The sequence below is a fragment of the Ideonella sp. B508-1 genome (genome assembly GCF_000333615.1).
Lineage (GTDB): Bacteria > Pseudomonadota > Gammaproteobacteria > Burkholderiales > Burkholderiaceae_C > Ideonella.
Map to the genome: position 1 here is coordinate 1 of NZ_BADL01000045.1, position 23,538 is coordinate 23,538.

General features: G+C 69.0%; 20 protein-coding genes. 11 read left to right on the forward strand and 9 right to left on the reverse strand.

Annotated features, from left to right (window positions below):
• The 3 genes from purB to I73_RS30645 form a co-directional block, all read left to right on the forward strand.
• On the forward strand, nucleotides 1-1,030 hold a 1,030-nt coding region (purB, locus tag I73_RS02265; protein WP_026096212.1), incomplete at its 5' end, for an adenylosuccinate lyase.
• 105 nt (nucleotides 1,031-1,135) lie between these two features.
• Nucleotides 1,136-1,954 (forward strand): orotidine-5'-phosphate decarboxylase, encoded by an 819-nt coding sequence (gene pyrF, locus I73_RS02270; RefSeq protein WP_022979135.1) that lies wholly within the window; start codon nucleotides 1,136-1,138, stop codon nucleotides 1,952-1,954.
• Nucleotides 1,955-1,999: 45 nt separating this feature from the next.
• Nucleotides 2,000-4,615 (forward strand): PAS domain S-box protein, encoded by a 2,616-nt coding sequence (locus I73_RS30645; protein WP_026096213.1) that lies wholly within the window; start codon nucleotides 2,000-2,002, stop codon nucleotides 4,613-4,615.
• 19 nt (nucleotides 4,616-4,634) lie between these two features.
• On the opposite strand, the gene I73_RS02280 is transcribed toward I73_RS30645, so the two are convergent.
• A complete protein-coding gene (locus I73_RS02280; RefSeq protein WP_026096214.1) occupies nucleotides 4,635-5,396 on the reverse strand; it encodes a class II glutamine amidotransferase in 762 nt (253 codons plus the stop codon).
• A gap of 147 nt (nucleotides 5,397-5,543) precedes the next feature.
• Here I73_RS02280 and I73_RS25495 point away from each other — a divergent pair, with 147 nt between their 5' ends.
• Nucleotides 5,544-6,641: an acyltransferase gene (locus I73_RS25495; RefSeq protein WP_051048932.1), complete on the forward strand. Its 1,098-nt coding sequence runs from the start codon at nucleotides 5,544-5,546 to the stop codon at nucleotides 6,639-6,641.
• Between the two features lie 51 nt (nucleotides 6,642-6,692).
• Here I73_RS25495 and I73_RS02290 read toward each other — a convergent pair whose 3' ends face one another.
• Entirely contained in the window at nucleotides 6,693-7,910 is a 1,218-nt protein-coding gene (locus tag I73_RS02290; RefSeq protein ID WP_026096215.1) for an NAD(P)/FAD-dependent oxidoreductase, read from the reverse strand.
• 110 nt (nucleotides 7,911-8,020) lie between these two features.
• Between I73_RS02290 and I73_RS02295 the strand changes: the two genes are divergently transcribed.
• Together I73_RS02295 and I73_RS02300 are read left to right on the forward strand one after the other, a co-directional pair.
• Complete coding sequence (locus I73_RS02295; protein WP_022979138.1) at nucleotides 8,021-8,410, forward strand: TraR/DksA C4-type zinc finger protein; 390 nt, start codon at nucleotides 8,021-8,023, stop codon at nucleotides 8,408-8,410.
• Between the two features lie 59 nt (nucleotides 8,411-8,469).
• Entirely contained in the window at nucleotides 8,470-8,880 is a 411-nt protein-coding gene (locus I73_RS02300; RefSeq protein ID WP_026096216.1) for a hypothetical protein, read from the forward strand.
• 59 nt (nucleotides 8,881-8,939) lie between these two features.
• Here I73_RS02300 and I73_RS02305 read toward each other — a convergent pair whose 3' ends face one another.
• Nucleotides 8,940-10,223 carry a solute carrier family 23 protein gene (locus I73_RS02305; RefSeq protein WP_022979140.1) on the reverse strand — a complete coding sequence of 428 codons (1,284 nt, stop codon included), beginning with the start codon at nucleotides 10,221-10,223 and terminating at the stop codon, nucleotides 8,940-8,942.
• A 105-nt stretch (nucleotides 10,224-10,328) separates the two neighbouring features.
• A complete protein-coding gene (locus I73_RS02310) occupies nucleotides 10,329-10,511 on the reverse strand; it encodes a hypothetical protein (RefSeq protein ID WP_022979141.1) in 183 nt (60 codons plus the stop codon).
• Between the two features lie 89 nt (nucleotides 10,512-10,600).
• Between I73_RS02310 and I73_RS02315 the strand changes: the two genes are divergently transcribed.
• On the forward strand, nucleotides 10,601-11,482 hold the full coding sequence (locus tag I73_RS02315) for a LysR family transcriptional regulator (RefSeq protein WP_022979142.1): 882 nt from the start codon (nucleotides 10,601-10,603) through the stop codon (nucleotides 11,480-11,482).
• Between the two features lie 25 nt (nucleotides 11,483-11,507).
• Here the strand turns inward: I73_RS02315 and I73_RS02320 are convergent, their stop codons facing one another.
• Genes I73_RS02320 through I73_RS02330 form a run of 3 tightly spaced genes read right to left on the reverse strand, consistent with a single transcriptional unit; the run spans nucleotide 11,508 to nucleotide 15,236 of the window.
• On the reverse strand, nucleotides 11,508-13,235 hold the full coding sequence (locus I73_RS02320; protein WP_022979143.1) for an ABC transporter ATP-binding protein: 1,728 nt from the start codon (nucleotides 13,233-13,235) through the stop codon (nucleotides 11,508-11,510).
• Nucleotides 13,236-13,239: 4 nt separating this feature from the next.
• Complete coding sequence (locus I73_RS02325; protein ID WP_051048933.1) at nucleotides 13,240-14,301, reverse strand: ABC transporter permease; 1,062 nt, start codon at nucleotides 14,299-14,301, stop codon at nucleotides 13,240-13,242.
• On the reverse strand, nucleotides 14,298-15,236 hold the full coding sequence (locus I73_RS02330) for an ABC transporter permease (protein WP_026096217.1): 939 nt from the start codon (nucleotides 15,234-15,236) through the stop codon (nucleotides 14,298-14,300). Before I73_RS02330 ends, I73_RS02325 begins: the two co-directional genes overlap by 4 nt.
• A gap of 175 nt (nucleotides 15,237-15,411) precedes the next feature.
• Between I73_RS02330 and I73_RS02335 the strand changes: the two genes are divergently transcribed.
• The 3 genes from I73_RS02335 to I73_RS02345 are packed head-to-tail and all read left to right on the forward strand — an operon-like array spanning nucleotide 15,412 to nucleotide 21,019.
• A complete protein-coding gene (locus tag I73_RS02335) occupies nucleotides 15,412-17,238 on the forward strand; it encodes an ABC transporter substrate-binding protein (protein ID WP_022979146.1) in 1,827 nt (608 codons plus the stop codon).
• A gap of 45 nt (nucleotides 17,239-17,283) precedes the next feature.
• On the forward strand, nucleotides 17,284-19,161 hold the full coding sequence (locus I73_RS02340) for an ABC transporter substrate-binding protein (protein WP_022979147.1): 1,878 nt from the start codon (nucleotides 17,284-17,286) through the stop codon (nucleotides 19,159-19,161).
• Nucleotides 19,162-19,165: 4 nt separating this feature from the next.
• The gene (locus I73_RS02345; protein WP_022979148.1) at nucleotides 19,166-21,019 is read left to right on the forward strand and encodes an ABC transporter substrate-binding protein; all 1,854 of its coding nucleotides are present in this window, start codon (nucleotides 19,166-19,168) and stop codon (nucleotides 21,017-21,019) included.
• A 13-nt stretch (nucleotides 21,020-21,032) separates the two neighbouring features.
• Here I73_RS02345 and trxC read toward each other — a convergent pair whose 3' ends face one another.
• Nucleotides 21,033-21,473: a thioredoxin TrxC gene (trxC, locus tag I73_RS02350; protein WP_022979149.1), complete on the reverse strand. Its 441-nt coding sequence runs from the start codon at nucleotides 21,471-21,473 to the stop codon at nucleotides 21,033-21,035.
• 67 nt (nucleotides 21,474-21,540) lie between these two features.
• Complete coding sequence (locus tag I73_RS02355; protein WP_022979150.1) at nucleotides 21,541-22,113, reverse strand: hypothetical protein; 573 nt, start codon at nucleotides 22,111-22,113, stop codon at nucleotides 21,541-21,543.
• 117 nt (nucleotides 22,114-22,230) lie between these two features.
• Between I73_RS02355 and I73_RS02360 the strand changes: the two genes are divergently transcribed.
• A partial coding sequence (locus I73_RS02360; RefSeq protein ID WP_022979151.1) for an MFS transporter occupies nucleotides 22,231-23,538 on the forward strand: 1,308 nt, incomplete at its 3' end.

Here is a 23,538-nt window from a genome sequence, read left to right on the forward strand (position 1 = left end):
CATCCACTTCGCCTGCACCAGTGAAGACATCAACAACACCAGCCATGCGCTGATGCTCAAGGCGGCCCGCGGCGAGGTCGTCCTGCCGGCGCTGGACGGCCTGCTGGCCACGTTGACCGGCCTGGCCCAGCGCTTTGCGGCCATCCCGATGCTCAGCCGCACGCACGGCCAGACCGCCAGCCCGACCACCGTGGGCAAGGAGATCGCCAACGTGGTGGCCCGCCTGGCGCATGCCCGCAGCCGCATCGCCGACGTCAAGCTGCTGGCCAAGATGAACGGCGCGGTGGGCAACTACAACGCCCACTCCGTGGCCTACCCGGACAAGGACTGGGAAGCCTTCTCGCGCAGCGTGGTGGAAGGCAGCCTGGGCCTCACCTTCAACCCGTACACCATCCAGATCGAACCGCACGACTACATGGCCGAGCTGTTCGACGCCGTCACCCGCGCCAACACCATCCTGATCGACTTCTCGCGCGACGTCTGGGGCTACATCTCCCTGGGCTACTTCAAGCAGAAGCTCAAGGAGGGCGAGGTCGGCTCCTCGGCCATGCCGCACAAGGTCAATCCGATCGACTTCGAGAACGCCGAGGGCAACTTCGGCCTGGCCAACGCGGTGCTGACCCACCTGAGCCAGAAGCTGCCGATCAGCCGCTGGCAGCGCGACCTGACCGACTCCACGGTGCTGCGCAACATGGGCGTGGCCCTGGGCTACGCCCTGCTGGGCTACGACAGCCTGGCCCGTGGCCTGGGCAAGCTCGAACTCAACGAAGCCGCCCTGGCGGCCGACCTGGACCAGGCCTGGGAAGTGCTGGCCGAGGCCATCCAGACCGTGATGCGCCGCCACGGCCTGCCCAAGCCCTACGAGCAGCTCAAGGCCTTCACCCGCGGCAAGCCGATGACCCGCGAGCTGATCCAGGGTTTCATCGCCGACCTGGCCCTGCCCCAGGCCGAGAAGGACCGCCTGCTGGCCATGACGCCGGCCGACTACACCGGCCGCGCCGCCACGCTGGCCGCCCGCATCGGCGCTTGAGCTACCTCAAGGAGCACCCCCCAGGGTGTTCCGCCAGCTTGTGACAGGGTGTGTGATACGTGAAGAATCCCCCGGTCCCGGCGGGGGGCTCAGTAGAATCACGGCATGCACTTCAACGCCCTGCTTTCCCAGGCCAGCCACGGCCACCGGTCCCTGCTGTGCGTGGGACTGGACCCGGATCCGGCCCGGTTTCCTGCGGGGATGAAGGGCGACAGCCGGCGCATCTTCGACTTCTGCGCCCGCATCGTCGATGCCACCAAGGATCTGGTGAATGCCTTCAAGCCCCAGATCGCCTATTTCGCCGCCCACCGCGCCGAGGACCAGCTCGAGCAGCTGATGGCCTACATGAAGCGGGTGGCGCCCGGCGTGCCCATCATCCTGGACGCCAAGCGCGGTGACATCGGCTCCACCGCCGAGCAGTACGCCCGCGAAGCCTTCGAGCGCTACCAGGCCGACGCGGTCACCCTGTCGCCCTACATGGGTTTCGATTCCATCGAGCCCTACCTGAAGTACGAGGGCAAGGGCCTGATCCTGCTGTGCCGCACCTCCAACCCCGGCGGCAGCGACCTGCAGTTCGAAACCCTGGCCAGCGGCGATCGCCTCTTCGAACAGGTGGCCAAGCTGGCCGCCGGCCCCTGGAACCGCGACCAGCGCCTGGGCCTGGTGGTGGGCGCGACTTTCCCGTCCGAACTGGCCCGGGTGCGCGAGCTGGCCCCCACCCTGCCGCTGCTGATTCCCGGCGTCGGCGCCCAGGGCGGCGACGCCGCAGCCACCGTGAAGGCCGCCTGGCGACCCGACGGCCCCATCATCGTCAACTCCTCGCGCGCCGTGCTGTATGCCGGGGACGGGGAGGACTTCGCGCAGAAGGCGCGTCAGGTGGCCCTGGCCACCCGAGACGCGCTCAACGCCGCCCGCCCGGCCTGAGCCATGGCACGCGGCCCGGCACAGTCACTGCACTAGCCTGGCGCCATGGACCGGCCCGTTGCGCAGATTTCCGCCCAGGTCCGGCGTGCCGGTCCGGGCATGGGACTGGCCACCGGGGCCGTGACAGCCGCCGTCTGGCAACTCTGGCCCGCGGGCAGTTCAATCGGCTGGCAGCTGCTGGGCACGCTGGCCGCCGCCTGCCTGACGGGCGGCCTGCTGGGCAGTTGGTGGACACGGCAGGTCCTGCGCCAGATCGAGGCCCCCACGCCCCTGGCCGAAGCGAGCGAATCGGACTGGCAGCCCACCCTGCTCGCGCCCCTGGAAGACCGGGGGCCGGCCGGCGAGCCCGGCGGCCCGGCGGCCGCCAGCGGACTGGCCGCCCTCAGCAGCGCCGACATGTTCGAGTCGCTGTCGCTGCCGCTGATCGCCCACGCCGGCCCACGCATCCTGGCCGTCAACCCGGCCGCACGGGCACTGTGGGGCCTGCAGGACGAAACCCCGCTGCTGGGCCAACCGCTGCCGGCCCTGTTCCAGGCCGGTGACGCGCGAACACGGGTGGTCGCCCTGCTGGAGCAGCTTTCGGCCCCCAGCGGCGCCCCGGGCGCCGTCGAGGGGCCCGCGCTGTGCTCGGTGCAGCTGGCGGGCGACCCGGACCACCGCGTGGTCCAGATGCGCTCCATGCGCGTGCCCCTGCTGGGGCCCCAGGGCATGCTGTCCTGGCTGATCCCGGCCGAAAGCATGCTGGGGCAGTCGCTCACGTCGTCCCAGGCCCTGCTCTCGCACCTGGTGGCCACCAGCCCCGACGTGATCACCCTGACCGACCTGCAGAGCGGTCGCTACGTGATGGTCAACCCGACCTTCGAGCGGATCACCGGGCTGCCCGCCGGAGAGGTGCTGGGGCGGACCTCGGCCGAGCTGGGCATCTGGCACGATCCGGCCGAACGCACCCGGCTGGTGGAGGCCCTGCGCCAGCACGACACCGCCCAGGACCTCCCGGCCACCTTCCGGGTGCGCGACGGGCAGTTGCTGCACATGCAGCTCTCGGCCTCCCGCTTCGCGCACGAGGGCAGCGACTACCTGGTGATCAACGCCCGGGACATCACCCGGTCGGAGCAACTGCGACGTGAATTCGAGGCCGTGCTGGACACCGCCCTGTTCGGCATCGCGGTGACCCACGACGACCACTTCCAGATGGTCAACCCCCGCTTCGAAGCCATGCTGGGCTGGCCCACGGGCCGGCTGCAGGGCCAGCACGCCAGCCAGGTCTGGCCCAGCACCGCTGACCACAGCGAGGCCCGCGCGCGCCTGCTGCCGCGGCTGGAGGCCGGCGAGCATGTGGACGAGGAAGTCCATCTGAAGCGTCGCGACGGCAGCCTGATCACCTGTCGGCTGCTGGCCCAGGCGGTGCATCCGCAGTACGGCGAGCATGACGGCATCATCTGGATGGCCGAGGACATCACCGAGCGGCGCCAGATGGACCAGGACCTGGCCCGTGCCCGCGACCAGGCCGAAGCCGCCAACCGGGCCAAGAGCACCTTCCTGGCCAACACCAGCCACGAGCTGCGCACCCCGCTCAACGCCCTGCTGGGCCTGGCCCGGCTGGCCCGCGATCCGGGCGTGGACGAGCTGCGGCGGCGGGTGTACATCGAAAAGATCAGCGACAGCGCCGAGACCCTGTCGGCCATCATCTCGGACATCCTGGACCTGTCCAAGATCGAGGCCGGCAAGATGCACCTGGACCGGATGCCCTTCCGGCTCGACGGCCTGCTGCAGAACCTGCACGAGGCCTACGGCGCGCTGGCCGACACCAAGGGTCTGACCATGCGCCTGCAGCGCGACACCGCGGTGCCCGACATCGTCGTGGGCGACCCGGTGCGGGTGCGACAGATCCTCAGCAACTACCTCAACAACGCGCTGAAATACACCCGCGCCGGCGGGGTGGTGCTGGCCGTCCATGTGCTGCATGGCCCGGTGCTGCGCTTCGAGGTCATCGACACCGGGACCGGCATCGATGCCGAAGCCCAGGCTCGCCTGTTCTCCCCCTTCACCCAGGTGGACAGCCCCGTCAACCGCCGCAGCGGCGGCACCGGTCTGGGTCTGTCGATCTGCCGCGAGCTGGCGCGGCTGATGGGTGGGGAGGTCGGCGTGATGAGCGAGTCCGGCCAGGGCAGTTGCTTCTGGGCGGAACTGCCCCTGCCCGAGGCCTCGGATGTGGAGATCGACAGCTCCACCGGCAGCGACGGGCTGGACCCGATCCAGGGCGCCCGCATCCTGATGGTCGAGGACAACCCGGTCAACATGATGATCTCGGTGGCCCTGCTGGAACAGTGGGGCGCCGTGGTGGAGCAGGCCCAGGACGGTCTGGAAGCCGTCACCGCCGTGGACCGGGCCAGCGCCCGCGGCCAGCCCTTCGACCTGGTGCTGATGGACGTACAGATGCCCGGCATGAGCGGGCACGAGGCCACGCGCGAACTGCGCAAGCGCTACCCGGCCACACTGCTGCCCATCGTCGCACTGACGGCCGCCGCCCTGGTGTCCGAGCGCGAGGAAGCCCTGGCCGGTGGCATGAACGACTTTCTCACCAAGCCCATCGACCCGCACCGCCTGAGGACGGCCCTGGTGCGCCTGCTGCGCCCGGCCGGCGCCCCGCGCGGCCTCTGAACGTCAGGGCACGCCCGGCTCAGCAGACGGGACGGCTGCGGCCCTGCGCGAAGACCCGCAGTTCACCGCTGGCAAACGGGGTCCAGGCTTCGTCCTGGGTCAGGGGCTCGGTGGCGATCACCGCCACCCGGTCCTGCGGCGTGGTCAGGTGGGCGAAGTCCACGCTCAGGTCTTCGTCGCGCAGCCGGGCCGCGCCAAAGGGGTGGCGCCGCTCCACCCAGTGCAGGTGGGTGGAGCAGTGCGCCCACAGCGCCTGCCCGTTGGACAGCAGCATGTTGAAGGTGCCATGGCGGTGCAGACGCGGCATCAGCTCGGCCAGGGTGCAGGACAACTCGTCGATGGCCGGCACCCCCGCATGGGCCTTGGCCAGCTCCTGCATCAGCCAGCAGAAGGCGCGCTCACTGTCGGTGTCGCCCACCGGCCGGAAGGCGCCGTGCAGGCGGGGGTGGAAATCCACCAGGTTGCCGTTGTGGGCGAACACCCAGTAGCGGCCCCAGAGCTCGCGCTGGAAGGGGTGGGTGTTCTCCAGCGCCACCCGGCCCTGGGTGGCCTTGCGGATGTGCGCGATGACGTTCTCGCTGTGGATCGGGTAGCCCTTGACCAGCTCGGCCACGGGCGACTGGCGGGCGCTGTGGTGGTCCACGAACAGGCGCACGCCCTTGTCCTCGAAAAAGCCGACGCCGAAACCGTCCTTGTGCTCCTCGGCACGGCAGGCCAGGCCGGTAAAGCTGAACATCACATCGGTCGGGGTGTTGGCATTCATGCCCAGCAGCTGGCAGATTTGGAAACTCCCGTCTAGTCAAGGATGTGGACTTTATGCCCGCAGCCTGCGCTTTGCACAGGGACCCCGGTCTGAATTCGCACAACATCGGCCACACTGCCCCAGGAGTCCATCCGGGGGCCCCAGGTATCCTTGCCCAACGCTGCCATGAAGCTTACCGATCTGATCCAGGGGCGCGACAACAACTTCAACCTGATCCGCATCGCAGCCGCGTATGCCGTTCTGGTCACGCACAGCTTCGCGCTGGCCCTGGGGACAGGCGATGCGGAGCCGCTGCGGCAAACCCTGGGCATGACGCTGGGCTCGATCGCGGTTGATGTCTTCTTCCTGACCAGCGGATTCCTCGTCACGGCCAGTCTCCTGACCAAGCAGGACAGCCTCGAGTTCACCGTGGCACGCGTTCTGCGGATATTTCCAGGCCTTTTGGTGATGTTGCTGTTTTCGGTATTTGTCATCGGCTTGAGTTTCACCACCCTGTCTTGGCGGGACTACCTCACCAATGCCCAGACCTACAAATACTTCGCCAAGTGCCTGACCCTCGTCCGCGGCGTGGCCTTCGAGTTGCCTGGCGTCTTCCACGGCAACCCCTACGACAACTCGATCAACGGCTCGCTCTGGACCCTTCCCAATGAGGTCGCGATGTACCTCATCCTCGTGTCTGCCTGGGTTGCCTTGTCCGTGATACAGCGTCATCGCGCAGGCGCTCTCCAGCTTCTTCTGGTCCTGTCCGCGCTGTTCTCGGGGGCCCAGGTTCTGGCCAGCCACTACGGCCTGCTGAATGAGACAACTCCCTTCCCGCGGCTGTTCTTCATGTTTTTCAGCGGCGCCGCCTTCTTCGTACTTCGAACGCGAATTCAGCTCTCCCGCCCCGTCTTTCTTGTCGCACTGGCCCTGCTGATCATGACAGCCCTGCAGGGGCGGTTTTTCTTCCCCATCTATCTTCTTTGCCTGCCGTACCTTTTGTTTTATCTGGCCTACGTCCCGTCTGGCTGGATCCGCAAATACAACCGCATGGGCGACTACTCCTACGGCATCTACATCTATGCGTTTCCCATCCAGCAGTCGGTGGCAGCGCTGATCCCCCATATCTCTGTACCGGGGATGATGGCCGTTTCGACGATCGTCACCCTGTCGCTGGCAGCGGTTTCGTGGCATGGGGTCGAACAGCCGGCCTTGGGCCTGAAACACACGGTCGTCGCACGTGCCCGCCTCCTGGCCCATCCCTTTCGGCGGTCATCCCGCTGAGCCGGCAGAGGCCCGATACGCAAAGGGGCGCTGACGCGGCCCGCGCCTGGTTCAGCGCATCGGCAGCAGCAGCCGCAGCAGGCCTGCCACGCTCACCAGCCTGCCCGGGTTGGTCGTTTCCTCCAGCACGCCGGCCATGCGTCGGCGCAGGCCGGCACTGTGACGGGCCCGCCAGATCACCAGGTCGGCCAGCCAGGGGTGGGCATTGACGCGGTTGGCCTTCTCGTACAGGTCGAAACGGGGCTTGAGGGCCGAGAGCGTCGCTTCATAGCGCTGCCGCACGGCCGCCTCGTCGCCGCCGGCCACCAGGGCCTCGGCCGCCAGGATGCCGGTCTCCAGCGCCTTGCCGATGCCCTCGCCGGTGAAGGAGTAGGTGCTGCCCGCGGCCTCGCCGGCCACCAGCACGCCCGGCGCGCTCCAGTGCGCGCCTTCCAACGTGCAGCGCAGCGGCGCGCCCTTGAGCTCGCCCACCCACTGGCCACCCTGCACCAGCTCGCGCGCACTCGGGTGGTGGCGGCAGAAGGCATTGAACACCGCGCGCAGGTTCACGTCCTGCTTGGCGCTGCGCCCGTCGACCAGGGTGCGGTGGCTGTGGGCGATGCCCACGCCGATGTTGAAGACGCCGTCCGGGCCCGGAAAGATCCAGCCGTAGCCGGGGCGCAGGCTGCGGTGCCAGACCACCTCCATGGCCTGCAGGCGCTCAGCCATGGCGGGATGGCGGATGTAGCCCCGCAGTGCCACGCCGCTGGGCACGCGGCGGCGGCACAGGCCGGCCGCCAGCAGGGCCTGGGGCACGGCGCCTGTGGCCAGCACGACCCAGGGCGCCGACACCTCGTGCACCGCGTCGCCTTGGCGCAGCGTGGCCCCCTGGGCGCGGCCCTGGGCATCGGTCAGCAGGCCCTCGAAGCGCCAGGGGGCCTGGAAATCGGACCCGGCGGCCACCGCAGCGTCCAGCAGGATCTGGTCGAGCTCGCGCCGCGGCAGCACCGCCAGCCGGCCCGGCACCTCCACCCGACCCCCGCGCGGGCCGATGCAGGCCACGCGCTCGACCGGATGGGCCCGCGCGGCCACCGCCTCGGCCACGCCCAGGCGGGCCAGTGCCGCATGCGCGTCCGGGATCAGGCCATCGCCGCACACCTTCTCGCGCGGAAAGGCCTGCTGGTCCACCAGGCAGACACGGCGGCCGGCACGCGCCAGCACCTGGGCACAGGCCGAGCCGGCGGGGCCGGCACCGACCACCAGCACATCACAGCTCGCAGGCAGGGTCATGGCGGCATTGTAGGGAGAGCGCCCCGGGCAGGCGCGCCCCTCCAGGCCTTGACAGGCATCAAGACGAATACCCACGGGAGCACGCACCATGGGGACACAAGGAGACCGATATGAGCACCGCACTGACCATCTCCCAACGGGCCGAACTGGGCGCCTTGCTGATCGCCCGCATGGCCACGCTGGAGGAGGAAATCGCCGCGCAGGAGGGCGAGGGAGGCCGCGTGGCCGCCGCCGCCGAACTGCTGGACGACAGCCGGGACGGCGGCGGGCAGGGGGAAGCCGAGCGCGCGGTGGCCCTGCAGCGCGCCAGCCAGGCCCACGGCGAGCTGGAGCGCGTGCGCGACGCCCTGGCCCGGCTGGAGAACCCGGGCTTCGGCCTGTGCAGCACCTGTGGCGAGCCCATCGGCATGGCGCGCCTGCAGGCCAAGCCCTGGACCCGCCACTGCGTCGCCTGCGAGCGCGACATGGAGTTGGGCCAATCCACCCCGCCGCGCCTGTGACCCGCCACGCCGAGCGCAACGCCTGAACCGACCGCTTCAATCAACGAGGAATGAACACCATGAGCACCTACCACGCCGTCGTCTGGATGGACCAGAAGGAAGCCCACGTGATGCACTTCGACGCCGAGTCGATGCAGGCCGAGCGCGTCAAGTCGCGCAGCCACCACCAGCGCCCGGCCGGCCAGCTGCAGAAGGACACCCACCACGCCGGCATGAGCGAGAAGGAGGCGGCCGAGTACTTCGGCGCCATCGCCCAGGCCCTGGAAGGCTCGCACGAGGTGCTGGTCATCGGCCCGGCCCGCCTGCACGAGGAGTTCAAGGCGTGGACGGCCAAGCACCTGCCGGCCGTGGCCAAGACCATCGTCGCCAGCGAGAAGGCCGACCACCCGACCGATGGTCAGGTGGTGGCTCTGGCCCGCCGCTACTTCCACAAGTTCGACAACATGGCGGGCAAGGCCGGCGGACGCTGAGCCTCGCCAGCACCGCTCGGCTGCCCCCGGGAGGGACCGGCCGAGCGGCCTCTGCGCCATCAGCCCTTTTTGCCGCCCAGCAGGGCGTGCAAGAGGATGGCGCCGAAGGTGGCAGTGCCGATGCCGCCCAGCGCGAAGCCACCGAAATGCAGCGTGTAGTCGCCCGTGCCCAGCACCAGCGTCACCGCCGCCACCATCAGGTTGCGGTTGTCGGTGAAGTCGACCTTGTTGTCGACCCAGATCTTGGCGCCCGAGACCGCGATCAGGCCGAACACCACGATGGACACACCGCCCATCACCGCCAGCGGGATGGTCTGGATCAGCGCGCCGAACTTGGGCGAGAAGCCCAGCACAATGGCCAGCAGCGCGGCGAACACGAAGTTGGCGGTCGAGTAGATCTTGGTCGCTGCCATCACGCCGATGTTCTCGGCGTAGGTCGTCACGCCCGTGCCACCCACCGCGCCAGAGACCATGGTGGCCACGCCGTCGCCGATGAAGGCGCGACCCATCGAGCCATCGAGGTTGCGACCGGTCATCGCGCTGACCGCCTTGATGTGGCCCAGGTTCTCCGCCACCAGGATCAGCGCCACCGGTGCGATCAGCAGCGCCGCCGAGCCGGTGAACACCGGGCTGGCGAAATGCGGCAGGCCGATCCAGGCGGCGTTGGCCACGCCGCTGAAGTCCAGCGGCTTGCCCAGGCCCAGGCCGTTGGTCAGCACCGCATAGACCACGCTGGCCAGGATCAGGCCCGCCAGGATCAGCAGGCGCTGCAGCAGGCCCGAGGTGCGCACGGCCACCAGGGCCACGCAGACCACGGTGATGCCCTGCATCCACTTGTCGAACTCGGTGGGCGCCATGTTCTTGATCGGCACGCCGGCCAGGTTCAGGCCGATGACGGCCACCACCGCGCCGGTGACCACCGGCGGCATCAGGCGCTCGACCCAGGCCGTGCCCACACCCGTCACCACCAGGCCGATCAGCGCGTAGACCGCCCCGCAGACGATGATGCCGCCCAGGGCCACGCCGATGTTGGCATTGGCCCCGCCGCCGGCAAAGCCGGTGGCCGCGATCACCACGCCGATGAAGGCGAAGGACGATCCCAGGTAGCTGGGCACCTTGCCGCCGACCATCAGGAAGAAGATCAAGGTGCCGATGCCCGACATCAGGATCGCCACATTCGGGTCGAAGCCCATCAGGATCGGCGCCAGCACCGTGGCGCCGAACATGGCGATCACGTGCTGCATGCCCATCACCGCGGTCTGCGGCCAGGACAGGCGTTCATCGGGGGCGACGACGCGGCCGGGTTCGGCCGGCACCTCGCGCCATTGGGGTATCAGGGACATGCGATCTCCTCGCTGTTGTTCGGGGTCCGGTGAGAAATGAGTGCGCGGCCACGCCGCGGACCACCGGCCAGTGTAGGAGAGGCCGCCCCCTCGCGGCCAGCCGGCTCAGTCCTGGGCCGGCTCGTCGACCAGACGGCGCGGGGCGCCGGTCTGGCGCAGCCAGTAGCCCAGCTCGCCGTCGCCCAGGCCCAGGTCCCGCAACTCGCGGGCCTGCGTGGGCAGCCCCGGCCTGGCGGCCGGCAGCCAGCGGCGCAGAACACGGAAAAAGGTGCGAAGCAGCGTGGACATGGCGGGCTCCTGTGAGGAAGGCGCCATGCTCCGTCCGCGTTTAACATCTGAAAAGTTGAATGTTCTGACGCATTCATTCAGGAAACCTGATGAGAAACCTCAGCCTGGACCAATTGCAGACCCTGGTGGCCATCGCCGACCTGGGCACCCTGGCCGCAGCCGCCCAGGCCCTGCACCTGGCCCCGCCCACGGTGAGCCTGCACATCCACGAGCTGGAGACCCGCCTGGGCATGGCCCTGCTGCTGCGCGACCGCAAGGGCGCGCGGCCCACGCCCGCCGGGCTGGCCCTGGTGGAAGACGCCCGGCGCCTGCTGCGCGAGCTGGACGAGGCGGTGGCCCGGGCCCGCCGGGTGGCCGAGGGCCGGGCGGGCAAGGTGCGCCTGGGCACCTCCAGCGGCGTGGTGGTGCACCAGCTGCCCGCGGTGCTGGCCCAGCTGGCCCAGCACAGCCCGGAGGTGGAGGTGGAACTGAGCATCCTGGGTTCGCAGCAGACGCTGGAGCGCCTCTTGGCCGGGCAGCTGGAACTGGGCATCGTCGCCCTGCCGCTGCCGCCCCAGGGCGAGCTGGTGATCCGACCCTGGCGGGACGACGCGATGATGGCCTGGCTGCCCGCCGGCTGGACGGTGCCGGACGTGGTGACGCCGGCCTGGCTGGCCGAGCGGCCGCTGGTGGCCAACGACGGCAGCACCCAGATGCACCGGCTGACCGCCGCTTGGTTCGCCCAGGCCGGCCACCACCCGCGTGCGCGCATCGAGCTGAACTACACCGAGGCCATGAAAAGCCTGGTGGCCGCCGGCTACGGTGCGGCGGTGCTGCCGCTGGAGCGCGGCGAGGACACGCCGCTGCCGGCCGGCGTGGTGGTGCGGCCGCTGGCACCGCCACTGGTGCGGCGCCTGGGCCTGGCGCACCGGCCGCCGGCCCTGCTGGACGCCCCGACCCAGGCGGTGCTGCAGCTGCTCCCCCCCGGCTGAGCGGGGGCAAGGGCCCAGGCTGCGCTCAGGCCGCGGACGCCGTCTCGGCCGGCTGCCAACCCTTGGGCACCGCGCCGATCAGGCGGCGGGTGTAGTCCTGCTTCGGGTGGTGCAGGATGTCCTCGGCGCTGGCCTGCTCGACCACCTCACCGTCCTTCATCACCAGCACCTCGTCGGAGATGAAGCGCACCACCGCCAGGTCGTGGCTGATGAAGATGTAGGACAGGCCCAGTTCGTCCTGCAGGTCCTTGAGCAGGTTGAGTACCTGGGCCTGCACCGACACGTCCAGCGCGCTGACCGACTCGTCGAGCACCAGCACCTCGGGGTTGAGCGTCAGGCAGCGGGCGATGGCCACCCGCTGGCGCTGACCGCCGGAGAACTCGTGCGGGTATTTGCCGAAGGCGCTGGCATCCAGCCCCACCTTGACCAGCAGTTCGCGGGCGCGCTGCTCGCGCTCGGCCGCGTTCGCCCCGATGCCGTGGATGGTCATCGGCTCGATCAGGGCCTGGCCCACGGTGAAGCGAGGGTTCAGCGAGGCATAGGGGTTCTGGAAGACGATCTGGATGCGCCGGCGCATCTGCTGCCACTCGGCCGGCTTGAGCTTGAGCAGGTCCTGGCCGTCGAAGATCACCTCGCCGCTCGTCGGCTCGTGCAGGCGCAGCAGGGTCAGGCCCATGGTCGTCTTGCCCGAGCCCGATTCGCCCACCACGCCCAGGGTGTGGCCGCGCTTGAGCTTGAAGTTGACGTCGCGCACCGCGCGGAACTCGCGCTGGCCGAACAGCCCGGTCTTGAAGTGGAAGCTCTTGGCCAGGGACTTGACCTCCAGCACCACCGGCGCGTCCGGGTCCTTGGCCCGCACCCGCGAGGTGTCGGCGTCCCGGCCGGCAATGTGGTCGTCGATCACCATCAGCCGGGCCGGGTTGTGCTCCAGGCTGGGCCGGCAGGCCAGCAGGGCCTGGGTGTAGGCGTCCTTGGGGGCGCTGAAGATCTGCGCCGAGGGGCCAGTCTCACGAATGGTGCCGTGGCGCATCACCACCACCTGGTCGGCGATCTCGCCCACCAGGCCCAGGTCGTGGCTGATGAAGAGCACCGACAGGCCGTGCTTGGCCTGCAGCTTGGCCAGCAGCTCGATCACCTGGCGCTGGATGGTCACGTCCAACGCGGTGGTGGGTTCGTCGGCGATCAGCAGCTTGGGTTCGCAGGCCAGGGCCATGGCGATCATGACCCGCTGCTGCTGCCCGCCGGAGAGCTCGTGCGGATAGGCCTTCAGGCGCCGCTTGGGCTCGGGGATGCCCACCTCGGCCAGCAGGGCCTCGGCCTTCTCCAGCGCGGCCTTGGCACCCATGCCCAGGTGCAGCTGCAGCGGCTCCATCAGCTGCTGGCCGATGGTGAACACCGGGTTGAGCGAGCTCATCGGATCCTGGAAGACGCAGGCGATCTCGCGCCCGCGCAGGGCCCGCAGCCGTGCCGTGCTGGCCTGCAGCAGGTCCTGGCCCTGCCAGAGGATGCGGCCACTGCGGCGGGCGTTGTCCGGCAACAGGTTCAGGATGGACATGGCGGTCACGCTCTTGCCCGAGCCCGACTCGCCCACCAGGGCCACCGTGCTGTTGGCCGGCACGTCGAAGCTCACTGTCTGAGCCCCACGCCCCACCGCCTCGGCCAGTTGCTCCTGGCCGTTGACCAGGCCCATGCGGAAGGCCACCTTCAGGTCCTGGATGGACAGCAGCATGTTCGTCTCGTGGTTCGTGCTCATCACATCACTCCAGGCCGCGCAGCTTCGGGTCCAGCGCATCGCGCCAGGCGTCGGCCATCAGCGAGAAGGCCGTCACGAACACCGCCATGAAGACGGTGGCGGTGGCCAGCTGCCACCAATAGCCCAGGATCAGCTCGGCCTGCGCCTCGGCCAGCATGGTGCCCCAGCTGACCTGGTCCACCGGTACGCCCAGGCCCAGGTAGGACAGGATCACCTCGCTCTTGATGAAGCCCACCACCAGCAGCGACATGCGCACCAGGATGACGTGGCTCACATTGGGCAGGATGTGGCGGAAGATGCGCGACATCGACGAGGCGCCAATGGCCTCGGCCGCACGCACGTACTCACGCGCCCGGTGCTTCATGAACTCGGCGCGCACCTGGCGGTACAGGTCGGTCCAACCGGTGAGGCCCAGGATCAGCACCACGGTGCCGATGCCCCGGCCCAGCACCGCCGCGAAGGCGAAGATCAGCAGGATGTAGGGAATGGCGGTGAAGACGTTGTACAGCCACTCCAGGAAGTCGCCCACCTTGCCGCCGAAGAAGCCGGCGAAGGCGCCCAGCGCGGTGCCCACCAGCGTGGCCACCACCGCGGCCAGCACGCCGACGAAGACCGACACCTGCGTGCCCTTGATCGCCTTGTCCAGCACGTTGCGGCCCAGACGGTCCGCGCCCAGCGGCAGGGTGTCGGCCTTGGGTGTCTCCACCGCGTGGTACTGCTTGGCCCGCTCGGCCCACTCGGCATAGCGCGGCGCCAGCGGGTCGATGTCCGTCAGGTCCACATTGGGGGCGAGATCCTCGGCCTTGGGCTGGGCTGGGTCCACCGCACGCGGACCCACCACCGTGGGCGGTGCATTGGGCACGGCCACCTCGTTCTGCCAGCCGCGCGCCACCAGGCCGGTGGCCGACAGCAGGATCAGCAGCAGGAAGGCCGCCACCACCACCAGGGACACCATGCCCACGCGGTCCTTGCGGAAACGCCGCCAGGCCGCCTGCCAGACGCCCTCGGAACGCAGGGGGGCACCTGCCGGCGCCATGCCGGCCGCTTGTTGAATCACTGCACTCATTTCAGCACCACCCGCGGATCGACCAGCTTGTAGAGCAGGTCCGTGGCCAGGTTGATCAGCATCGTCAGCACCGCCAGGTAGACGGTGGCCGCCTGGATGACGGGGTAGTCGCTGCGGTTGACCGCCAGCAGCACCTCACGGCCCAGGCCGGGGATGGAGAAGAAGACCTCGATCAGGAAGGAACCGACGAAGATGCCCGGCAAGGCCAGGCCCACATTGGTCAGGATGGGGATCATGGCGTTGCGCAGCACGTGCTTGAACAGCACCGAGCCCTCGCCCAGGCCCTTGGCCCGGGCGGTGCGCACATAGTCCTGGCCCAGCTCATCGAGGAAGAAGGTGCGGTACAGGCGCGTCTGCGGCGCCAGGCCCACGGCCACCACCAGCAGCAGCGGCAGCGGCACGTACTGCACCAGATTGGTCCAGGTCGAGTCGCTCCAGCCCTGCACCGGGAACCAGCCCAGCTGGAAGCCGAACACATACTGCCCAACGATCACGTAGACCAGGAAGGAGATCGACAGGGCCACGGTGGTCACCACCATGATCACCCGGTCGGTCAGCGAGCCACGCACATAGGCCACGCCCAGGGCCACGGGAATGGCCAGCAGCGAGTCCAGGATCAGGATGGGCACCATCACCGTCAGCGTGGCCGGCAGGCGGCTGGCAAACAGGTGGGCCACCGGCTCGTTGGTCGCCCAGCTCTTGCCCCAGTCAAAGGTGGCGATCTGCTTGACGAAGATCCACAGCTGAATCCACCACGGCTGGTCCAGCCCGAGTTCCTGCCGGATCGCGGCGATCTGCGCCTGGGTGGCGTTCTGGCCCCCAAGAATGACGGCAGGGTCACTGCCGAAGAACTTGAACAGGGCGAACACCAGCAGGACCACCCCCAGCAGGGTGGGCACCATCTGCCACAGGCGCCGTATCAGATAGGCAAGCATAGAAGGGACAACAGGGTTGAGGCCAGGCAGCTTGTGGCCACCGTGCCAGACTGAAGAATGCGCGAGTGTAGGCGGGGCGCGATCTGGGGCCTCCCTAACGCAAACCCTGTGCCAGCGTCATCCCCTCGGTTGGGGCGGATAGACTCAAGCGTTTTGCAACTCGGAACAGCAGTACATGGGCTGGATTCGAACCCTGGTGCAGGCCACAAGCCTGGCCCTCTCGCTGATGCCCGCGGCCCAGTCCGCCGAAGCCCCCGCGTCCGTGCCCACGGGCACGAAGGTGGTGCGTTTTGCCTTCCCAGCGGCCGAAACCGGCTTCGATCCGGCACGCATCTCCGACACCTATTCCAACCAGGTGGTCGCGCACATCCTCGAAGCGCCGCTCACCTACGACTACCTGGCCCGCCCGGCGGAGCTGCGAACGCTCACGGCGGCCGCGCTGCCGGAGCACTCGGCCGACTTCACGGTGTGGACGGTGCACATCCGCCCGGGCATCTACTTCGCCGACGATCCGGCCTTCAAGGGCCAGAAGCGCGAGCTGACCGCCGCCGATTACGCCTACGCGATCAAGCGCTACTACGACCCACGCTGGAAGAGCCCGGTCTACAGCCAGTACCGCGAGTACCACGTGCTGGGTCTGGAGGAACTGCGCCAGAAGGCCCTGGACACGCGCCGCCCCTTCGACTACGACGCCCCGGTGGCCGGCCTGCAGACGCCCGACCGCTACACCCTGCGCGTCACGCTGGGGCGACCCAACCCGCTGTTCGATCTGGTCATGGCCAACACCAACAGCTTCGGCGCGGTGGCGCACGAGGTGGTGGAGGCCTACGGCGAGGACGTGGACGCCCACCCCGTGGGCACCGGCCCCTTCCGGCTGGCGCAGTGGCGCCGCTCCTCGCTGATCGTGCTGGAGCGCAACCCCGGCTACCGCGACGACTTCTACGACGCCCACCCGGCCGCCAACGATGCCGAGGGCCAGGCCCTGCTGGCGCGCTTCAAGGGCCGCAAGCTGCCGATGATCGACCGGCTGGAGTTCGCCATCATCGAACAGCCCCAGCCCACCTGGCTGTCCTTCCTGGCCAGGGATTTCGACCTGGTGATGACCCCGCTGGACTATGCCCCCATCGCCGTGCCGGGGGGTCATCTGGCGCCCAACCTGGCCAAGCAGGGCATCCAGCTGGAGAAGGTGCTGCGTTCGGACCAGACCTACACCTACTTCAACATGAACGACCCGGTGGTGGGAGGCTACACCGCCGAGAAGATCGCGCTGCGCCGGGCGATCTCGCTGGCCTACGACAACATGGCCGAGATCAACCGGGTGCGCCGTGGCCTGGGCATCCCGGCCAAGACCATGCTGGTGCCCAACACCTACGGCTACGACCCGAAGCAGAACTTCGGCTTCAGCGAATACGACCCGGCCAAGGCCCGCGCCTTGCTGGACCTCTACGGCTACGTGGACAAGGACGGCGACGGCTGGCGCGACCAGCCGGACGGCAAGCCGCTGGTGATCCGTTTCACGACCGAAAGCGACGAGAGCAGCCGCCAGTTCAACGAGCTGTGGGGCAAGTACATGAAGGCCGTGGGCCTGCACGTGGAGTTCCTGCCCGGGCAGTGGCCCGACAACTTCAAGCTGGCACAGGCCGGGAATGTGCAGATGTGGATGCTGGGTCAGACCGCCGCCTCCCCCGATGGCTCGGACTACCTGCACGAGGCCTTCGGCCCCGAGGCCGGCGCCAACAACCTGTCCTTCTTCAAGCTGCCGGCCTACGACGATCTGGTGCGCCGCATCGACCAGATGCCGCTGGGCCCCGAGCGGGACGCGCTGATCACCCAGGCCCAGAGATTGCTGGCGGTGTACATGCCGATCAAGCCCCATGTGCACCGCATCCGTCTGTACCTGTCCCAACCCTGGCTGCAGGGCTACCGCACCCATCCCTTCGCCCTCGATTTCGGCCGCTTTGTGGACGTGGACCTCCAGAAGAAGTCCGCCGTCCTGCATTGACGGCCTGGTGCCACCCCGACACCACCTCCTGAACTGACCGAGTCCATGTCCGAGTCTTCCCCGAACCCGAACCGCCACGACGCACCCCCTTCCCACGCCCGGCGGCGGCTGCTGCAGGCCGCCGGCCTGGGTGGCGCCGCCAGCCTGATCACCAGCGCCCCGGCCGGGGCCGCCGAGACGGGGACGGGCGCCGGCCCCAAGGTGCTGCGCTATGCCTTGAAAGTGGCCGAAACCGGCTTCGACCCGGCCAAGGTGAGCGACCTGTACTCGCACCTGATCATCGCCAACATCCTGGAAGGTCTCTACGAATACGACCATCTGGCACGGCCGGCGAAGATCAAGCCCTGCACGGCCGTGGCCATGCCCGAGATCTCGGATGACTACCGGGTCTTCGTCATCCGGCTGCGCCCGGGCATCTACTTCTCTTCGGATCCGGCCTTCAAGGGCCAGAAGCGCGAGCTGGTGGCCGAGGACTACATCTACGCCCTCAAGCGCCACGCCGACCCGGCCAACAAGAGCCCGATCTGGGGCGATTACGAGGAGCTGGACTTCATCGGTCTGAACGCTCTGCGCGAAGAGGCCCTGAAGTCGCGCAAGCCCTTCGACTACGACCGGGTGGTGCCTGGCGCGCGCGCGCTGGACCGCTACACCCTGCGCTTCGAGCTGGGCCAGAGTCGGCCGCGGCTGATCCAGTTCCTGGCCGTGGGCGATGCCCTGGGCGCCGTGGCGCGCGAGGTGGTCGAGTTCTACGGGCCCGAGGAGATCATGGGCCATCCGGTGGGCACCGGCCCCTTCAAACTGGTGCGGTGGCGCCGCAGTTCGCTGATCGCGCTGGAGCGCAACCCCGAGTACCGCGAGCGCTATTACGACGCCGAGCCCGCCGCCGACGATGCCGAGGGTCAGGCACTGCTGGCCCGGTTCAAGGGTCGCCGCCTGCCGATGCTGGACCGCGTCGAGGTGTCCATCATCGAGGAGAACCAGCCACGCTGGCTGTCCTTCCTGAACGGCGAGCACAACCTCCTCGACCGCCTGCCGGAGGATTTCGCCAGCATCGCCATCCCGGGTGGGCACTTGGCGCCCAACCTGGCCAAAAAGGGCCTGCGTGCCTACCGGTCATTGGCCTCGGATATCGTGCTGACCAGCTACAACATGGACGACCCGGTGATCGGCGGCTACACGCCGGAGAAAATCGCCCTGCGCCGCGCCATCAACCTCGCACTGGACATCCCGCGCGAAATCGACCTGGTGCGCCGCGGTCAGGGCATCGTGGCACAAGCCATGACGCTGCCCAACACCACGGGCTACGACCCGCACTTCCGCTCCGAGATGGGCCAGTACGATCCGGCCCGCGCCAAGGCCTTGCTGGACATCCACGGCTACCTGGACAGGAACGGCGACGGCTGGCGTGAACTGCCCGACGGCAGTCCGCTCAAGCTGGTCAAGCGCACCCAGCCCGATGGCTTGTCACGCCAGCTCGACGAACTGTGGCAACGCAACATGAACGCGATCGGCATCCAGATCGAGTTCCTGACGGCCAAGTGGCCGGAGAACCTGAAGGCCTGCCAGGCTGGCAACTACCAGCTCTGGAGCTTGGGCCTGTCGGCCACCGCTCCCGATGGTCAGGGGGCCCTGGCCTCCCTGTACAGCCCCTTGGTGGGCAGCGCTGACTATGCACGCTTCAAGAACGAGGCCTTCGATGAGATCTACCGCAGGATGCAAGTGATCCCGGACGGCGCCGAACGTGAAGCCCTGTTCCGCCAGGCCAAACGCATCGCCATCACCTATGCGCCCTACAAGTTCCACCTGCACCGCTACGTGACCGACGTGACCCACCCCGAAGTGCTGGGCTACCGTCGCGGCGTGTTCTGGCAGAACTGGTGGCAGTACATCGACATCGACCCCTCGCTGGCCCACAAGGCCTGACGCCATGTCCGACACACCCCGTTCGACCAAGCGCCGGCAATGGCTGCAGGCCGCCGGCCTGACCGGCGCCGGTGCCCTGCTGGGCAGTTCGCCCGCGGCCGCCATGGCGAGCCCGCCCACGCCCGCAGCCGGCCCCAAAGTGCTGCGCTACGCATTCAAGGTGGCCGAGACCGGCTTCGACCCGGCCAAGATCCAGGACCTGTACTCGCGCATCCTCACTGCGCACATCTTCGAGGGCCTCTACGTCTACGACCACCTGGCCCGCCCGGCCAAGGTCCGGTTGCTCACCGCGGCGGCACTGCCCGAGATCTCGCCGGACTTCCGGGTCTACGTGATCAAGGTGCAGCCGGGCATCTATTTCATGTCCGACCCGGCCTTCAAAGGCCGCAAGCGCGAGCTGGTGGCCGAGGACTACGTCTACACCATCAAGCGCTTCGCCGACCCCGCCAACAAGAGTCCGGTCTGGGGCGATCTGGAGGAGGCCGGCTTCGTCGGCCTGGCCGCGCTGCGCGAGGAATGTCTGCAGAAGCGCCAGCCCTTCGACTACGACCGCGTGGTACCGGGCGTGCGTGCGCTGGACCGCTACACCCTGCGCCTGGAGGTGGCCGCCGGCCGACCCCGCCTGATCGAGCTGCTGACCGGCAGCGACCTGTTCGGCGCCGTGGCCCGCGAGGCGGTGGAGTTCTACGGCTCGGAAGAGATCATGGGCCACCCGGTGGGCACCGGCCCCTTCAAGCTGGTGCAGTGGCGCCGCAGCTCGCTGATCGCGCTGGAGCGCAACCCCGAGTACCGGGAACGCCATTACGACGCTGAGCCGGCCCCCGACGATGCCGAGGGCCAGGCCCTGCTGGCGCGCTTCAAGGGCCGGCGCCTGCCCATGATCGACCGGGTCGAGGTGTCCATCATCGAGGAGAGCCAGCCGCGCTGGCTGTCCTTCCTGAACGGGCAGCAGAACTTCATCGAGCGGGTGCCCGAAGAATTCGCCACCCTGAGCATGCCCAATGGCCGGGTGGCGCCCAACCTGGCCCACGCCGGCATCCAGGGCTACCGCAGCCTGGCCCCCGACATCGGCATCACGTTCTACAACATGGACGACCCGGTGGTGGGCGGCTACACACCGGAGAAGGTCGCCCTGCGACGGGCCATGAACCTGGCCATGGACATCCCACGCGAAATCAGCCTGGTGCGCCAGGGCCAGGGCGTGCCCGCCCAATCGCTGGTGGTGCCCAACACCAGCGGCTACGACCCGAACTTCCGATCCGAAATGGGTCAGTACGACCCGGCCCGCGCCAAGGCCCTCTTGGACATCTATGGCTATGTGGACCGCAACGGCGATGGCTGGCGCGAGCAGCCCGACGGCTCACCCTTGGTGATCCAGCGGGCCTCGCAACCCGATCAGTTCTACCGCTCGCTCGACGAGCTGTGGCAGCGCAACATGCAGGCCGTCGGCATCCGCGGGGTGATCAATGTCGCCAAGTGGCCCGAGAACCTGAAGGCCGCGCAGGCCGGCTCCTTGATGAGCTGGTTCGTCAATTCCTCCGCCAGCCAATACGACGGCCAGAGCGGCCTGGGCATGATGTTCAGCCCCAAGATCGGCGGCGACAACATGGCCCGCTTCAAGAACGCCGAGTTCGACGCCCTCTACCTGAAGATGCAGGCCATGCCCGATGGCCCCGAACGCTGGGCGCTGTTCCGCCAGGCCCAGCGCATCGGCATCGTCTACGCCCCGTACAAATGCCATGTGCACCGCTATGTCACCGACATGGCCAGCGCCGAGGTCGTGGGCTTTCGCCGCCCACCCTTCTGGAGCGAGTGGTGGCAGTACGTGGACATCGTGGCGGAGCCAACCCGGGCCTGAGGCCGGCGCGGCCTCAGCGCTGCGCCCAGGCCGCCACCTGGGCCGCCGGCATGGCGCCCGCCACCCGGTCCACCTCGCGGCCGCCCTGCAGCTTCAAGAGCGTGGGGATGCTGCGAATGCCATAGCGGGCCGAAAGCTGCGGGTTCTCGTCGCTGTTGACCTTGACGAACAGGGCCCGGCCCTTGAGCTGTGCCGCCGCTGCCTCGAACTGCGGCGCCATCATGCGGCAGGGGCCGCACCAGGGGGCCCAGAAATCCACCACCACGGGCAGGCCGCTGCCCGCCACCACCTTGTCGAAGCTGGCGTCGGTCAAGGCCAGCGGGTGGCCATCCAAAAGCGCCTGCTGGCAACGGCCGCAGACCGGGCCGTCACCCAGGCGCTCGGTGGGGATGCGGTTGGTCGCCCCGCAGTGCGGGCAGACCATCTGGGTGCGGGCGGAGGTGTCGGGGCTCATGCCCGGCACATGGGTACGGCCCCTGGTATTTCAAGAGCCCGGCCGCGCAGCGCGGCGCGGCACCAGCTCAGGAGCGCGGGCGCGCTGGCACGGCCGGCGGCGGGGCCGGATGCATGTCCCCGCCCATGTGCATGGTGACCGGGTCCACGATGGTCTGGGAGATGCGCTTGAGCTGCTCGATCTCGTCCTGCAGGGCCGTCAGCTTGGCCACATGCTCGCGCTGCATCGCGTCCACCTGCTCGACCATGTCGGTCATCAGATGCGACAGCTCGTTGGCATGGGTCTGGCGCAGTTCCTCGATCTGGCGCTCATGGCGCTGCTGCTCGGCCTGCTGCTGCTGGCTGCGCTCCAGCAGGTCACGCGCATGCTGGTCGGTGGCCGCGCGCAGGCGCGCCGTCAGGTCCAGGTTGGCCTCGCGCAGGCGTTCCAGCAGGCGCTGAGAGGTGGCATCCAGCCGGGGTTCGCCACTGCCTGCCACGGGCGCGGCCCCCGGCTGCGCCGGGCGGGCCGGTCTGGGCATCACCTGGGTGGACGGTGGATCGCTGGGTTTGCGGCGGTTGACCGCGCCGATGAACAGGCCCAGCCCCAGGCCGCCCACGGCGCCCAGAACCTGCCAGTACCACGCGGGAACATCTGCCATCAAGCCCACGACACCACCTTTTGCCGAACCCAGCGAAGAATCGAATCGACCAGCGCCGATTCCATCACATTTTGCCCCGGGCTCCGAGGGGCCGCCCCCCACTTCTAGAATCACGCCATGCCCCCCTCGCCCCTGCCGGCCGCCGCCTCCCGGCCCGGCCACCGCCTGCGTGCCCTGCACCGGTTGTTCGTCGTCACCCTGCTGGGCTTTGCCTCGGGGCTGCCGCTGGCCCTCACCGGCCAGGCCCTGCAAGCCTGGCTGAGCCTGGAGGGGCTGGATGTGGCCACCATCGGCTTCCTGAGCCTGGTGGGCCTGCCCTACACCTTCAAGTTCCTGTGGGCCCCGCTGATGGACCGCTTCGACCCGCCCGGCCTGGGACGGCGGCGGGGCTGGCTGGTGCTCACCCAGTTGGCGCTGGCCGGGGCCCTGCTGGCCCTGGCGGCCACCTCGCCCAGCCAGTCCTTACAGACTTTTGCACTTCTGGCGGTGGCTGTGGCGTTTCTGTCAGCCTCGCAGGATGTGGCCATTGACGCCTACCGCACCGACCTGCTGCCCGCCGCCGAACGCGGGCTGGGGTCCTCGCTCAATGTGATGGGCTACCGGCTGGCCATGATCCTCTCTGGCGGCGTGGCCCTGATCTGGACCGACCCGCAGCAGGGCGGTGGCTGGAGCTGGCCTCAGGTCTACCGACTGATGGCCGGCCTGATGGTGCTCACCGCCATGGCCAGCGCCACCCTGCTGCCCCGCCTGCCCCGCCCCGAAGCGCCGCGCAGCCTGGCGCGCGAGGACCTGACCGGCTTCCTGGCCGTGAGTGCCGCCGCGGTGGCCGGCTACCTGCTGACCCAGCACCTCTGGGTGCCGCTGGCCTCGGCCCTGCTGTCGCCCTGGCTGCAGACCACGGCGCTGACCACGGCCCTGCAGCAGCGCTGGACCGACCTGGCCGCCCTGCTGCTGGGCCTGGCCACGACCCTGCCCCTGGCGGCCTGGGCGGCCCGGCGGGCACGCTTTCACACCCTGCTGTCGGGCCTGGCCAGCTACTTCAGCCAGCCCGGGGCCTGGGCCTTCCTGGGCCTGATCGTGCTCTACAAGCTGGGCGATGCCTTTGCCGGCGCGCTGATGACGCCCTTCCTGCTCAAGACCATGGCTTTCAGCTCGGCCGAGGTGGGGCTGGTCAACAAAGTGCTGGGCTTGTGGCTGACCCTGCTGGGCGCCCTGCTGGGCGGCGCGCTGATGCTGCGCCTGGGCCTGTGGCGCGCCCTGCTGCTGTTCGGCCTGGCCCAGGGCCTGAGCAACCTGGGCTTCTGGTGGCTGGCCGTGCACGGCCAGGGCGCCCTGCCGGGCCTGACCATCCCGGCCTTCGACTGGGGCTTTGTGCACCTGGCCCAGGCCACGCCGGTGGATGGCGGCCTCTTGATGGTCATCGCG